Origin of the sequence: Oceanospirillum beijerinckii DSM 7166, from assembly GCF_000422425.1 — a bacterium.
In the GTDB taxonomy this organism is placed as follows: Bacteria; Pseudomonadota; Gammaproteobacteria; order Pseudomonadales; family Halomonadaceae; genus Oceanospirillum; species Oceanospirillum beijerinckii.
The window spans coordinates 1-14,572 of sequence record NZ_AULT01000061.1 but is presented as its reverse complement, the minus strand read 5'-3'; the positions used below and the strand labels follow the sequence as shown (position 1 = coordinate 14,572).

12 protein-coding genes are annotated in these 14,572 nt (G+C 45.8%); all 12 read right to left on the bottom strand.

Annotated features, from left to right (window positions below; genetic code table 11):
* Window positions 1-18: 18 nt before the first annotated feature.
* Window positions 19-1,050, bottom strand: a complete 1,032-nt coding sequence (locus H579_RS0116930; RefSeq protein WP_028301677.1) for an Rpn family recombination-promoting nuclease/putative transposase — start codon at window positions 1,048-1,050, stop codon at window positions 19-21.
* A gap of 357 nt (window positions 1,051-1,407) precedes the next feature.
* Window positions 1,408-3,237: a hypothetical protein gene (locus H579_RS0116925; RefSeq protein ID WP_028301676.1), complete on the bottom strand. Its 1,830-nt coding sequence runs from the start codon at window positions 3,235-3,237 to the stop codon at window positions 1,408-1,410.
* A complete protein-coding gene (locus tag H579_RS0116920) occupies window positions 3,234-5,765 on the bottom strand; it encodes an AAA family ATPase (RefSeq protein WP_028301675.1) in 2,532 nt (843 codons plus the stop codon). The genes H579_RS0116925 and H579_RS0116920 overlap by 4 nt, the downstream gene beginning before the upstream one ends.
* A 708-nt stretch (window positions 5,766-6,473) precedes the next feature.
* Window positions 6,474-6,725 carry a 2-hydroxymuconate tautomerase gene (locus tag H579_RS0116915; protein ID WP_425411355.1) on the bottom strand — a complete coding sequence of 84 codons (252 nt, stop codon included), beginning with the start codon at window positions 6,723-6,725 and terminating at the stop codon, window positions 6,474-6,476.
* Window positions 6,726-6,746: 21 nt separating this feature from the next.
* Window positions 6,747-7,565, bottom strand: a complete 819-nt coding sequence (locus H579_RS26150) for a SphA family protein (protein WP_051227765.1) — start codon at window positions 7,563-7,565, stop codon at window positions 6,747-6,749.
* 192 nt (window positions 7,566-7,757) lie between these two features.
* Window positions 7,758-8,588: a 2-oxo-3-hexenedioate decarboxylase gene (gene dmpH, locus H579_RS0116905; protein WP_051227762.1), complete on the bottom strand. Its 831-nt coding sequence runs from the start codon at window positions 8,586-8,588 to the stop codon at window positions 7,758-7,760.
* Window positions 8,588-9,616: a 4-hydroxy-2-oxovalerate aldolase gene (dmpG, locus tag H579_RS0116900; RefSeq protein WP_028301672.1), complete on the bottom strand. Its 1,029-nt coding sequence runs from the start codon at window positions 9,614-9,616 to the stop codon at window positions 8,588-8,590. The genes dmpH and dmpG overlap by 1 nt, the downstream gene beginning before the upstream one ends.
* A gap of 15 nt (window positions 9,617-9,631) precedes the next feature.
* Complete coding sequence (locus H579_RS0116895; protein ID WP_028301671.1) at window positions 9,632-10,543, bottom strand: acetaldehyde dehydrogenase (acetylating); 912 nt, start codon at window positions 10,541-10,543, stop codon at window positions 9,632-9,634.
* A gap of 33 nt (window positions 10,544-10,576) precedes the next feature.
* Complete coding sequence (gene dmpE / locus H579_RS0116890; protein WP_028301670.1) at window positions 10,577-11,362, bottom strand: 2-oxopent-4-enoate hydratase; 786 nt, start codon at window positions 11,360-11,362, stop codon at window positions 10,577-10,579.
* A 36-nt stretch (window positions 11,363-11,398) separates the two neighbouring features.
* On the bottom strand, window positions 11,399-12,859 hold the full coding sequence (locus tag H579_RS0116885) for a 2-hydroxymuconic semialdehyde dehydrogenase (RefSeq protein WP_028301669.1): 1,461 nt from the start codon (window positions 12,857-12,859) through the stop codon (window positions 11,399-11,401).
* 116 nt (window positions 12,860-12,975) lie between these two features.
* A complete protein-coding gene (locus H579_RS0116880; protein WP_028301668.1) occupies window positions 12,976-13,899 on the bottom strand; it encodes a catechol 2,3-dioxygenase in 924 nt (307 codons plus the stop codon).
* Window positions 13,900-14,007: 108 nt separating this feature from the next.
* A complete protein-coding gene (locus tag H579_RS26145; protein WP_051227779.1) occupies window positions 14,008-14,334 on the bottom strand; it encodes a 2Fe-2S iron-sulfur cluster binding domain-containing protein in 327 nt (108 codons plus the stop codon).
* Window positions 14,335-14,572 lie beyond the last annotated feature (238 nt).

Below are 14,572 nucleotides of genomic sequence, written 5' to 3'. Positions count from 1 at the left end.
TTTCTAATCAAGGTCTCACTACGATTTGAAAACATCATCCAGCGTTTTTGCATCAAGGATATTATCCAGCCACAATTCCAACTGTTGCTCTGTCGCCTGACTGATTTTATTGTCTAACTCTTCAGAGAAAGGACCAAAACGACGGTTTAACTGACGACGCAAGGTTTTAGCTTCACCCAGTGCAATGCCTGTTTCAGTACCGATTTCAATACCTTGTTCAATACCTTGTTCAATACCTTGAGCCAAACCTTGTTGCTTCCACTCTTCAGTCCAGGAAATTACCCGTTCCGCTAACATGCTGTGTACCTCATGCAAATCATGAACTTGTTCAAATTGTACACCAGGAACCCTGGCCGGTAGTAATACTCGCTTAATCCAAACCGTAAAGTTACGCCTTAATCCCGTCTGCTCCGGCTGTTTTAGCCATTCGATCAAAGCGGTCAGAATACGCTGGATATCTTCAGGCTTTTTACTGTTTTCAAGCCCAAACAGCGCCGAGACCAGATTCTTAACCTCCGGCAGAGGCTCACCCTCAAAGGCCCTCTCCTCTAACAGCGCGTAACGAATATTGGGCTGATACAGATGGATTTGACCGGGAATACTATCAATCAGTTCGCACAGTTCCAACGGAGCCGTCCATTTACGTTCACCGTTATAGAGCACCAAAGGAAAAACCGGGGGTAACTTACCATTGGGCGTCAGCTGATTCTTCTTGCGCAGATCATCCAACAGCATACTGCTATAGATATTCACCCGTAGCGGCATAAAACGATCTACCGAGGACTGAAACTCCAACAGTAGATAAATATACAACCACTGCTTTTGCCCCTTATCCTGCCACAGCACCCGCCAGATAATATCGTCTTCACGATCTCTAAGATCATCGCTGATATAACTATCTTTAGTGGTTTCCAGAGTAGACAGATCCAGCTGTTCTACCCAAGGTTCATTGACATAACCAGTGAGCAAATCAGCTACCATTTCGGGATGGCTAAAGAGCAGCTTGTAGCTATTATCGTGGGCATTATGCGGGAGAGATTCATCAACCATAGTGCATCCTTGCGGGTAGTAAATTAGATATTACTACTCAAGATAGCAGTAATTGGGGCAACCCTGCATATTCAAGAGCGATAAAATCTCAAAGGCCCAAAAGAGGTATACAAATCAATGAGATAAATTTGGATGTCCAGTTTTCTTCCAGTCAGAGCCGGATGCGTTAATAGCGCACGTCCGGATCTGCAGGGGGTGACAGTGGTGACACTGACGTCTACCAGAGCACTGATAGGGAATATCTCTGAACAGATGGGGAGAAGCTACCGCTTACCCAAGCTCCCCCACTTCTTTGTCAAAATAAAGTAGGGAAGTGGGGTAGTTTATAGGAAACGCAGAGTTAATATGCTCTTTCGATCAACTAATTAGCCTCCTTTCAGAGTTCATAATCTCTAATATTGATAGCAGGTGCTCTTTTAAGAGTGTGTACTCTGTTGGCTTCACTAATATAGCCGTAGCTTGCGGAAGCACTGGGTATTTGCCGTTCAAACAATGCTGTGGAGACACTGCTCGAACTATTCTCCCACTCTTATCATGAGGAAACATTAGCAGTAATAAATTGACAGGAGATACACCCAACCTGCCTTGATTATTTACTTGATGTATGTTTAATAAGTACTTTCGCGTTAATATGTCAATATCAAAGCGCCTAATAGTCGAGGCATCTTTGTATTTAGAATCTAGAATAATGGTAATCGGTTTATGCCAGTGTTTAGATTCGATCTTTAACACGAAGTCAGGGCAGTAGTGGTGAGCCCCATGCTCATTCCGTCTTGTTAGACTTGTATCAACCAGATCTCCAGAAGTGCTACTTGATGAGAACTGATATATCTTTGGCCCATATAAAAGCTCAATATCAAAGGCTTTACTCTTATAGCTAAAGTGATTATTAATCTCTCCTTGAGGTCTTTGGCGCTCTACACCTCCGAAAGGGTGCTGCTCGCCATGCTCTTTATAGCATTGATTACTGAGCTGAACATCAAAACAGGTTTTGATCGTTTCATGGACAATCAAAAGAGAAGCTGTTTCGTATACTATCGACAAGTTTTTTAATCCCAATAATAAACTTGCGCCTTCAAACGTCGGCGCAGGAGCTTTATAACACTTTTCTATTAGTCCAAATGTTTTTCTATAGTGAGGATGTCTTACAACATATGACGTTAGTTTAGGTTGAATACCAGGCTGATTTTTAGCCGGAATTTTTGTAGAAAAGATCCGCTTAAGTTGCTCGACAGACAAGATTAGCGAGTCTATCTGATTCAACTTGTGATCTAATGCTAGTTGAGTGTACTGGCGCATTGTATGGTCAAATCGAACGTATTCCTGATCTACTAAAGCATCATCAGTGCTGCTTTTTATTGATAGCTGTTCTTTGATATCATAAAGAAAGTGCATGATGTCATGAAGAAAGGTATGAATGACTCTGTTTTCAAAAGTATCTCTGTCCTTAACGATCTTTTCTTTAGGCAATGAGTCTAATCGATACCCTCTATTGTTATAAATAAGGTTAGCTTCATCAATGCTAGCTGGGGACACTATATCTAGGTTTGTCAAAACCCAATGAACTGAATCAGAGCCTGTTGGCTGCCCCTGCTCAGAAAGTTCAAGCTCGGGTTTCCATGTATACCTGTGCTCTCGAACAAATATCGGAATTGCTTCCGTTAGGTAAGAAACAGCACTATGAATTATATCTAAGCGGCTAAAATTGAATTTTTTTGAGTCGTCATAACCAACAGACAGCTTGCTTCTAGAGAAGCAAATTGAAACGGCATCATCTAAATGGTTAGTTATGTAGCTCAACATCTCGTTGGCTAGTTGGGCATTGTCTCTTCTAGCTAAAATATTGATAGTTTGAGAATGATATAAACTGTTTTCTTTTTCAAAGCAAAGACTCACTTCACTCTCGCCGAAGAAATTATAAAAATAGCGAGAAGAGTGAGAACCTAACTCCTCCGTAGTTCTGAAGTTTCTATCAGTACCATCATAGTGGCTAAATTCTAGCTCTAATGGTATGTCGGATAAAACAATATGGGGGGAACCCAGCTTTTCGAAAGATTGCTCATCAATAGAAACCAGAAACTGTATATTGCTAGTTTCTCTAATATTTATCTGCACGTCAGAGATTGAATTAAGGTCATGCACAACCTCATCTTCATTATGAACTGAGATTAATTTCCAGTTAATCATAAGTTAAAGCCGTAAGTGAACATGTTCTGTTCACCAGTATCAATAATTCTTCTCAACATCTTCTGAGACAGCTCCATTTCGTCAGGTATAACATTTTTAAGTTGTTCTAACCTTTGACCGAAATTCTTGCCGTATCCGTTGAGCAACGGAATAATATGCTGACTCACTGCATAATCTAATGCTGTAAATCTACTATCGATATGCATCGAAGATGTAACGTTATGGTAAGCACGAATAGCTTTCACTTTACGGAATGACACATTTACTGATGTTCCGAATTCAGCTTTGTCATCTCTTAAAGTATCGATGATCACTTTCAATGTTCTATCAATGTCTTGAGGAAGCTCTAGAGACTTGGCTGAAAAGGCTTCTATAAACTGATTACCCGAGACAGGCGTTATATCTAATTCCCCTAGGCTAGATGCTGTATTTAGAGATAAATCATAATCAGGTTCGATCTCATCAAAGCTAATAATGGAGGCGCGATCAAGCATTCTAGGGGTCAAGGCTTGAACTGATTCGTCGTTGTTGATAGTTCCGAGGAATCTTAGATACTGAGGAATTTCAAGGTAAGGTACTTCTTGGTCTCCTGTTGCAACTATTCTCTTAGATTCAGGATCTGACATTTCTAAAAATGGACTGAAGTAATGTTCAGGCTGGCTCAAATTGAACTCATCTAACAAGCATATTGCAGGAGCTGCTTCTTGCTTGTTTTCTAACTCACGATTCAATTGAGTTAAAAGGTCATAGAGCCCCGTAGCAGACGAGTTGAATGAACTAGAAAGAGCATTATAGAAGCCTAATACGTCTTTGGAACTGGTCCACCCTCTTGCTACAGGGATATTCAATAGTCGGTTTTGCAGACCAAGACTGTTTCCTAACATTTTTGCTAGTGACGTTTTTCCCGTACCAGGGCGACCAGAGAACAAAGTAAACTGTGATTGAGCAACAGTAGTCAAAATATTAGTTACTGTGTTGTAGTCCGTTTTTCTTCCTAGATTATTTAGCGCACCTAGAGTGTCTTTAATCAAACTATCTCTAATTTCATTAGGATCGCTGGAAGTGGAAGTTCTTACAGGAACAAAATAATTGATAGACTCCCCTTTCTTCCTCGGAGTGATCCCTGATAGGGCATCAACATCTGGTTTAAGTTTAAGAAGTCGAGTTGTGAGTTTTTCATTCTCAGCCTTTAGTTCCGCTCTAACCCTTTCAACTTCAACTTGCATCTCCGCACAGGATTTTTCTTCATTTTTCCTGTGTCGTTCAAGGTATTTGATTTCATCACTGAGTTTTTCAACGGTATCGAGTTCAGAGTATTTACTAGTGAGTGCTGCTAACTGGCTGTCTACTTTACCCAACTCTTGTTTCTTTTGCTCTATCTTTCTATCGAATTGCTCTTGATGCTTTTTCGATAAAGCTTCAAGAGCTTCAGTTGACTCGCTGTTGAGTTCCATTTCCTCGCGTTGCCTCTGAGCTTTTCTGATCTCAGAGACAATGAGTTCCTTTTTCTCTTGAAGCTCTTCCAGTTCAGCTATTTTAGTTGAGTAGTCGTCTTCAAGCTTTTCAATATAAGCCTGCTTCTCGCCTTTGAAGAAATCTTCTCTGTGTTGTTCTATATATTTCGCAATTAAGTCTTTACCAGCATTAGTGACTAAGAAACTGTCAATGAGATCTTTTCTTGTTCCTTCCCAGCTATTTGAAATTTCTAAAGCCTCAAATAGTCTCTTGAAACGTTCTGGAAATTTACGTTGGTCATGGCTTGAAGCAAATGACTTACGAATCTGAGCGATAGTACCCTTGTTGAACATACGAATTTCAGCATTTTGGGCGATCTTCGAACCATAGGTTGAAATTACTTGGTCATTCGAGATATAGTCAATGAGCTCAGCGTTTTCAAAACACTTTTTTATGTTTCCTAGTAAACTGGGTTGACCAGTTTTCTCATACAGTGACTGTATATATTGTGGAGAAGATATTTTTCCAATATGGAAGGAAGGTATAGTGGTGTTGATCGGTGTAGTTATAGCTTTGATTTGTAGAATATGCTCTTCTTTTGATGAGCCCTCTGGGTAGGAGTAGTCAAATGGACCGTAGATATTGTCGTTGTCTCTAAGTAGGATAGATTTAGTTAAGGGCTTGGATGGTAGGGCTACAATTTGTTCATCGATTGGTGGTAATGGGTGGTCAAATATTTGACAGCAAGTGAGCCCTTTTATGTCAGAGCAAGAGCCTAGGCGGGTCACATATCGACAGTCGCCTTCTCGGATTTCGAAACTAGTTGGAATACAAACGACTTCAAAGAGTTTGTCTCCAAACTTGTCTTTTAATTCTGAAAATCTTCCTGTAACAAACACTTGCTCCGTTTCACAAAACAGTTCTGTTCCAGGGCTATTGATTGGGATAATTTCGTTTGTCGGTAAGATTTCAAAAAAGGCTCGTAGCTTACCAATGTCACTTTCTGAATTCTCATACCCTCGTTGAATAGAGCATAATACTCTGCGCTCGTGTTGCTGACGTTGGTTATCCATATTTGTTTGTCTCTGTATATGTTTTTAGTTTGAGTGTTTATTTACGCTATATGGTATAAAATATGATTCCATATTGCATACTAAAAATGTCACGATATTGCGGAATGAAACACAGTTTTTGTCTGAATTAATTTTCTTTGCGAATGTTTTTTCGCAAATCGACAAGCAACACAGGGAGCTGCTGTGGAAACGGGCTTAATGGAGTAATACAGACTGGATGAGGTTGATAAGCCGAAATCTCTGTAGGGGACAATTCTCAGAAATAGCCTGCAAATACAGGACATCCATTTTTTCTTGATTCTTAAGGAAAATTTTCCAGAAATCAGGGGTCCCCTAACCCTGCTTTAGAACAGATCCAGCAACGCAGCTATGGCGATAAATGTCTCTCCGAGGGCAAAACCGTTTATTCGGTAGGTTTAATCTTTAATTGCGAAGCAAGAAATCTGGTGCAGATGGACTGGCAGCTTCAGGGTTGAGAGGTTGATAAACACCAACCACACCACAGGCAAGCTCTCGTTTGTTAACGACTTTGCTTACATGCTGAATTAAAAGAGAAGCCTTTGTGCGCCTTTTTTATTGTCTGTGTTCTCAATATCAACAAAAAAAGCCGCTGATATCGAAACGATAAATAAGCGGCAAAGTTCTAGCGACGGAGCTAACCATCGACTTTCAGGCACGATGAATAGAGCTTTCGGTTTTTCGCCAGGGCTAACGCCCCTTCTTCTTGGCGGACTCCCCGCCCATACCAAAATGCTGTTTTGGCATCTCAGTAATAATGACACGGACATTTTCTGCAGGAGCATCCAGAGAATTTGAAATGGCCTGTGTCACTTCATAAATCAGGCGTTCTTTCTGGTCGTCCGTGCGTCCTTCCATAATATGCAGCTGTGCGATTGGCATAATATCTGTCCTTTCTATTTGCAATTGAAGCAGGCTCAGCAATGCCCTTCCATGTGGCACTGCTGATGATGTACGAAACGGCTATAACACTTTCGTCAGCGCAATCCGCAGCTGATCACCTTCAAAGCTTTCGTTACTGCTGTACTCTTTGTAGGCAGCAACATTCAGACCCATCATAATACTTGGCCAGAAATAGCCCGCCTCAATACCGGCTGCATGGCGTTCAGAATCGCCGTCTCCCATCTCCCACTCAGAGTAACCGGCAAAGCCAACCTCAATACCATTACTCAATTTGACTCCCAGGCCATACTCCATAATCAGGTTATCCTCTACATCGCTGTCATCCGCTTTCTCATAACGTGATAACACACTGGCAGAATACGTCTTAGCATCATCCAGATAGACATTGCCCCCCAATGTCAGCATCAATTCGCTATAGCCCTTACCCGGTGAAGCCGGTGAGTTATCATCTCCAGTTGGACTCCAGATACCCGCACCGGCAACAGAATCCCAACGGTCACCGTGCCAGCTCAGCACACTACCGACAAATAGATCGCCTAATGCAGTCTCTTCATCTTTCATCACGCTGCCCACTTTAAGGTCGGTGTTTACCATGGGTAGAATCGCTTCAAGTATCAGGTCTCCATCCAGAACTTTCTGTTCGGTAACCCAGATTAAACGGTGAGCCAGTGCATTAACGGTTACTTCACTGCCAGCAGGTAAATTATCTGACTCATCGGCGTGATAACGAACGCCATATGCTTTGTAATAGAGACCCGGGCCTGATGCTGCGGCACCTTTTATCGCCTCAATCCCAGGAACATAGTTCTGTGCTTGGGCTGTACCTGCAGCCAATAGCAAAGGAAGAATCAGAGCGGCTTTTTTGTTTTTGTAATTCATACTGTTTCCATTCCAATTAAGGTTAATCTACGCAACAAAAAGCTTCGGCAATTCTGGGCAGAGAATATTGAAAACTCTTGTTCCGTTAGGTTGATTGGGAGACGGCTTGTTTAAGGCCGCTTCCCTAAAGAATCAATCAAACATCAAGTATCAATGTCAGGCATTCACGCTTTCCCATGGGAAAATCATGAACTAGACAAAACGCGCACTGATACTACCTAGACCTTGATAACGCACATTAATGTTGTCGCCTTTATTCACGGTCACTGCGGCAGTAATACCGCCGGTCATAATAAAGGTACCGGCAGGAATCTCCTCACCACGCTCCCCCATCATATTGGCCAGCATGGCGACCGATGCGGCAGGGTGTCCCAGTACTGCAGCTCCAGCACCTGTCGCCACAATTTCACCATTGATTTCCATCACTACGCCCAAAGTCTTTAGGTCGACTTCATCGACTTGGGCCATACAGCCACCGGTAATAAAACGGGTGGATGAGGAGTTATCCGCGATCACACTTTTCAGATCGAATTTAAAATCCTTGTAGCGGGAGTCGATCACTTCCACTGCCGGTACAATAAAATCCGTGGCACGTAGTACATCACCGATATGTACACCAGGGCCTTTTAATGGTGCCTTGGTGACAAAAGCGATCTCGGCTTCAATTTTCGGGTGGATCAGCTCATCGGTTTTGATATCACCGCCTTCAGGTACACTGAAGTAGTCCGCCAGATAGCCATAACACGGATGCTCTACCCCCATCTGTGCCATCTTGGCCCAGGAGGTCAGTCCCATCTTCATGCCGACGATTTTGGTACCACGGGCTTCTTTGCGACGACGGGCTTCCCACTGGATATCAAAGGCATCCTTGTAGGTCATCTGCGGGAAGTCATCAGTGATCTTTGTGATCTCATAGGCTTCCAGTTCGGCGTTTTCACAGTGAATGGCCAGCTCTTCGATCTGTTGCTGAGTCAGGTTATTAACCTGATTTTCTTGATTAGTGTTATTTTGAGAATCAGCCATTAGATTAGTCCCCGTTCTTTGGCCATGGTCAGTGCCAGGTCTTCGATCATGTCTTCCTGACCACCTACTGTGCCGCGACGGCCCAGTTCCACCAAAATATCCCGTGCCTGAATGCCATATTTGGCCTCAGCACGTTTAGCAAATAGCAGGAAGGAGGAGTAAACACCGGCATAGCCCAGCGTCAGTGCATCACGGTCCAGGCGAATCGGGTGATCCATCATAGGCACGACGATATCTTCTGCCACATCCATAATCTGGTACAGGTCAACACCCGAGTTCACACCCATACGATTCAGTACCGCGACAAATACTTCCAGAGGTGTATTACCGGCACCGGCACCTAAACCGGCTACCGAACCATCAATACGACTGGCACCGGCCTCAATAGCGGCTACAGAGTTAGCAACGCCCATGCCCAGGTTATGGTGACCGTGGAAACCGATCTCCACATTGGCAGGTAGTTCACTACGCAGCAGACCAATCTTTTCTTTCACTTCTTCTGGCAGCATATAACCCGCTGAATCCGTGCAGTAGATGCAGTTAGCACCATAGCTGACCATCAGCTTGGCCTGTTCCAGAATTTTCTCTGCACTGACCATATGAGCCATCATTAGAAAACCCACGGTATCCATATTCATCTTGGCGGCCATACCGATATGCTGTTCGGATACATCCGCTTCGGTGCAGTGGGTCGCCACACGAATGGTGCTGACACCCAGATCTTTCGCCATCTTCAGATGATCAACAGTGCCGATACCCGGCAGTAACAGAGCCGAGACTTTGGCGTTTTTCATCTTAGGAATTACGGCACTTAGATACTCTTCATCACTGTGAGCCGGAAAACCGTAGTTCAGTGAAGTACCACCCAAGCCATCGCCATGGGTCACTTCGATCAGAGGCATACCTGCCTCATCCAGACCAGTAGCAACGGCTACCATCTCATCCAGAGAGATCTGGTGACGCTTGGCGTGCATACCATCACGCAGACTCATATCGTGGAGCGTGACATTTTTACCTTTAAGATCCATTGTGCTCTCCTCCACTTAGTCGCGTGCGGGTAAGGTGATAACGCCATTAGCGGCTTCTTCAGCAAACATCTCTGCGGTGCGCAGACCTGCGGCTGTCATAATGTCCAGGTTACCGGCGTATTTCGGCAGGAAGTCACCCAGGCCTTCCACCTCCATAAACACGGAAACCTTGTTGCCGTCGAACACAGGGCCATTGACCAGACGATAGCCCGGTACATATTTCTGTACCTCCGCCACCATGGCATGGACAGATTCAGTAATGGCATCTTGATGGGGTTCACTTTCGGTCAAACAGTGAATGGTGTCGCGCATAATCAGTGGCGGCTCAGCGGGGTTGATAATGATGATCGCCTTACCTTTTTTAGCACCACCTACTTTCTCTACAGCACCGGCTGTAGTACGGGTAAATTCATCAATATTCTGACGGGTACCCGGACCAACAGAACGGGAAGACACCGTTGCGACAATCTCGCCGTATTCAACCGGCTGTACACGGGACACCGCTGCCACCATAGGAATCGTTGCCTGACCACCACAGGTCACCATATTGACGTTCATCTCCAGATTCTTGGCGTGATCCTGCAGGTTTACGGGTGGTACGCAGTAAGGGCCAATTGCCGCTGGTGTCAGATCTACCATAATCACACCTAGCTCATTCAGCTTGCGGCTATTCTCGGCGTGGACATAAGCCGAGGTGGCATCAAAGGCGACACGGATATCATCTTCAATCACATGGGCTAACAGACCATCGACACCTTCCGCGGTGGTTTTAATACCCATCTCTTCGGCGCGTTTCAGACCTTCGGAGGTCGGGTCGATACCCACCATCCATACCGGTTCAATCCACTCGGAGCGCTGCATCTTCATCAGCAGATCGGTGCCGATATTTCCCGGGCCAATAATGGCCGCTCTTAACTTTTTGCTCATAGTCGTTGTCCTGAATCAGTTCCGTTGGAAGGCTTAAACAAAACGCACTGAGGCATTACCGATGCCACCAATACTGACGCTCATAAAGTCACCGGCTTGCACAGGCTCCAGAGGTACCAGAGAACCAGAGAGAATCACTTCACCCGCTTTAAGACCGATGCCAAAGCTACCCAGGGTATTGGCTAGCCAAGCCACACAGTTCACAGGACTGCCCAATGCTGCAGCACCGGCACCGGTAGAGATAATCTGACCGTTTTTCTCAACGACCATACCGCAGGTGGCCAAGTCCACTTTGCGCGGATCAACCGCTTGATCACCCAGGACAAACAGGCCACAGGAGGCGTTATCTGCGACGGTGTCCTGGATCTTGATCTGCCAGTTTTCGATACGGGAATCGACAATTTCAAAACAAGGCATCACGCATTCTGTTGCAGCCAGAACGTCCGCATTGGTGATGCCTGGTCCCATCAGATCTTTTTTCAGGATAAAGGCGATCTCACCTTCCGCTTTGGGTTGAATCAGACGCTCACTGATCGGCATCTCTTCCCCTTGGTTAAATGCCATCTGGTCGGTCAGATAACCAAAGTCCGGCTGATGTACATTCAGCATGTTTTGCACCGCTTTGGAGGTGACACCAATCTTTTTACCGATAATGCGCTCACCGGCAGCGACACGGCGCTCAACCATACGTAGCGAGATGTGATAAGCATCTTCAATGGTGATATCGTCAAAACGCTCGGTAAAAGGACGCAAGGTCTCACGCTTTACCATGGCCTGATACAGCTCATCACCGCAGGCTAAAATCTGTTCTTGGTTCATGTTGTTACCTTTCTATTAACCTTCATTAACGGCAAATCAAAGCTTCACGCAGACATTGCTTAGCTCGGTGTAAAACTCCAGAGAGTGCACACCACCTTCACGACCAATACCGGATTGTTTGGCTCCACCAAAGGCCGTTCTCAGATCACGCAGGAACCAGCTATTTACCCATACCAGTCCCACATCCAACTGCTCAGAAACACGCACTGCTCGGGAGGTGTTTTCTGTCCATACCGCTGCAGCCAGGCCATATTCGGTATTATTAGCCAGCTCGATCACTTCATCTTCGGAATCAAAAGGACGGATATGACAGCAAGGGCCAAAGATCTCTTCATTGACCACTCGGGCATCATCAGGCAGATCGGTCCAGATAGTCGGCTCCACCCAGGCACCGGCTTTCATCTCTTCGCCAACATCCGGTACACCACCACCGAGGACGACAGTTGCCCCCTCTTCGCGGGCTAATTGGTAATAAGACAGGACTTTTTCTTTGTGCTCCTGGCTGATCAGGGAGCCCATATTCACTTCAGGATCTTCCGAACGTCCCAGTCTTAAATTTGACGCAGTTTCAGCCAAACGCTTAACAAAGGTTTCATAGATAGGTCGTTCAACATAAACCCGCTCGGTGCCCAGACAAACCTGACCACAGTTGGCAAAGACAGAACGCATGGTGCCTTCAATGGCTTTATCCAGGTCACAATCGGCAAAAACGATACCGGGGTTTTTACCGCCACACTCCAGGGAGATATCACGTAAACCCACAGCGGCGGCTTTCATAATGGCCTCGCCCGTTCGTGTCTCTCCGGTAAAGGTGATGGCATCAATATCTGGATGAGTGGTGAGGAATTCACCGGCAGAATCAGGACCAAAACCGTGTACTACATTAAAGACTCCGGCAGGTACACCGCACTCATTCATCACCTCACCCAGTAAGGTGGTAGTTGCTGGGGTTTCTTCAGAAGGTTTTACTACGACGGCATTACCACAAGCTAAGGCAGGGCCGACCTTCCAGGTCATCAGTAACAGGGGCAGATTCCACGGACTGATCACCGCGATCACGCCTTTCGGTTTACGAACGCCAAAGTTCAGTGCACCTAGACCGTCCGGTGTATCCAGTTTGAAGGACTCCGTAGGTACACTCTTGATCACATCCGCAAAGATACGGAAGTTGGCAGCGCCGCGCGGGATATCGATATGACGGGCAATGGAATAAGGCTTACCGGTATCCAGACACTCGGCCTGCAGGAATTCATCAAAACGCTCGTTGATTCGATCCGCCACTTTATTGAGCATCTCAACACGCTCTGTCACAGTCATTTTGCCCCACGGCCCCTTCATGGCAGCCCGAGCTGCTTTCACCGCTGCATCGACTTCTTTTTGCCCTGCTTCATGCACCTGGCCGATCAGGTTATTGTCCAGCGGACAACGGTTTTCAAAGGTTCTCCCGCTGGCAGAACCGACGTATTCACCGTTAATAAAGTGCTTAAATTCTTTCATTATATTTTCTCTATTCGATAAAACAGGGTATTGCCGACAGCAGCTCAGCCGTGCTGAGCGCAGCATGCCGTCGGCAATTTGCCTTAAGGGCGAATATTTGTTCTTTGCAGTGAGTTTTAGGTCAGAGCAGTCAGGAAACGCTCATTCAGCTGACGATCATGGTAGAAGATCGCCTTACCCAGGCTTTCTGTGGTCCAGGTCACAGGCTCGTGATCCGGGTAGTGATAGTCGCCGCCGCAGAACACTTCGGAGCGGTTACCAGATGGATCGAAGAAATAGATGGTTTTCCCATGGGTAAGTCCGTGACGGGTCGGACCGATATCCAAAGAAGTGTCTGTCATAGAGATCAAATCCGCTGCTCGCAGCACATCTTCCCAGGTCTCCAGGAAGAAGGAGGCATGGTGGAACTTGTTCTTCTCGGGGTGTTTGATAAAGGCCACATCGTGCGCCTTCATAGAAGCGGTCAGGAACTGAGCCACACGATTGCCTTCCGGGTCCAGTACCTGTTCGGCCAGATCAAAACCCAATACCTCCTGGAACAGTTTCAGCGTGCCATCGATATCATCACCATATAGCAGGCAGTGATCGAAACGGGTGGCCTTAATTCCTGTCAAACCCCGAGGCCAGGCTTCAGGATTTACTTTTGACAAGCCCCATTTACCGGTTTGTTCTTTAGTGGCGTAGATCTCAAAGTTATGGCCTGTTGGCGTGTCGAAACGGACTCGACGGCCACAGCCATTGAGTTCACCTTCAGGGATATCTTCAACGTTACAGCCAAACCCCATCAGTTCTTCACGCAGCTTATCGACGGTTTTCTCATCAACCACTTTAAAGCCCATAAAGTCCATACCTGGCTCATCAGCGGGTGTCAGCACTACGGAGAACTTATCGACCTCGGTCCAGCCTTTCAGGTAAGCCCGGCCCTTATCATCACGTTCAACCTCGATCAAACCCAGCAGATCACGATAATGTTTTAGAGCTTCTTCAACATCCAGCACACGGATTTGAACGTGGCCAGGGCGCATTACACCTTTTCTCATGATTACATCCTCTTGTTCTTGTTTTACGGTTGTTTAAGTCACTGCTTTATTGCGGTTATCAGCCGCCTATCATTTCTAACGCATCAATCAATTCTGTGAGCGGTTTCATCAGGCTTCCTCTAACGGAGAAACCACGGGGGTTAAAGCAAAGTGATCGGACTCAACAACCAGATCACCCTGCACCTGAGTCCGGCATGCCAGCACAAAACCCTGCTGCTCTTCCTGCTCGCTAACATGTGCCCGACTCATCTTTAATGTTTGGTAGTGTCCGGATAGCACTTTCACTTTGCACATACCGCAGCCACCTTTGCGGCAACCCACTCGAATGGCCTGTTTACCGGCCTTTTCCATGCCCTGTAACAACAAGCTGTCGTTGTCACAGGTAAAGCTTTCATCTCGGTTAGTGACCTGAATTTGATGTTCTCTATTCGTCACTGTGATCACCCATTACCACTGATCCCAGTGGTTCAATTCGTTGCTGATACCATTCCCGATAAGTTTCTTGATGTCAGAGTAGATACCATCTCTCTTTTCTTGGATAAGCAAAGCGCCATCCGACACTGACTCCGATAGCGGATAATTGTCGGAAGGCGCCTTGCGGCTTTTCCGACCTTGTATCTCTCCGGAAATCAGGGTTAGCTACCTTGATGACCTGTAGAGTCCGGTGATGTTG

What these genes read in the sequence shown, in the direction of transcription:
- H579_RS0116930 (WP_028301677.1), bottom strand. Translation starts at nt 1,050, where the DNA reads ATGGTTGATGAATCTCTCCCGCATAATGCCCACGATAATAGCTACAAG.
- H579_RS0116925 (WP_028301676.1), bottom strand. Translation starts at nt 3,237, where the DNA reads ATGATTAACTGGAAATTAATCTCAGTTCATAATGAAGATGAGGTTGTG.
- H579_RS0116920 (WP_028301675.1), bottom strand. Translation starts at nt 5,765, where the DNA reads ATGGATAACCAACGTCAGCAACACGAGCGCAGAGTATTATGCTCTATT.
- H579_RS26150 (WP_051227765.1), bottom strand. Translation starts at nt 7,565, where the DNA reads ATGAATTACAAAAACAAAAAAGCCGCTCTGATTCTTCCTTTGCTATTG.
- dmpH (WP_051227762.1), bottom strand. Translation starts at nt 8,588, where the DNA reads ATGGCTGATTCTCAAAATAACACTAATCAAGAAAATCAGGTTAATAAC.
- dmpG (WP_028301672.1), bottom strand. Translation starts at nt 9,616, where the DNA reads ATGGATCTTAAAGGTAAAAATGTCACGCTCCACGATATGAGTCTGCGT.
- H579_RS0116895 (WP_028301671.1), bottom strand. Translation starts at nt 10,543, where the DNA reads ATGAGCAAAAAGTTAAGAGCGGCCATTATTGGCCCGGGAAATATCGGC.
- dmpE (WP_028301670.1), bottom strand. Translation starts at nt 11,362, where the DNA reads ATGAACCAAGAACAGATTTTAGCCTGCGGTGATGAGCTGTATCAGGCC.
- H579_RS0116885 (WP_028301669.1), bottom strand. Translation starts at nt 12,859, where the DNA reads ATGAAAGAATTTAAGCACTTTATTAACGGTGAATACGTCGGTTCTGCC.
- H579_RS0116880 (WP_028301668.1), bottom strand. Translation starts at nt 13,899, where the DNA reads ATGAGAAAAGGTGTAATGCGCCCTGGCCACGTTCAAATCCGTGTGCTG.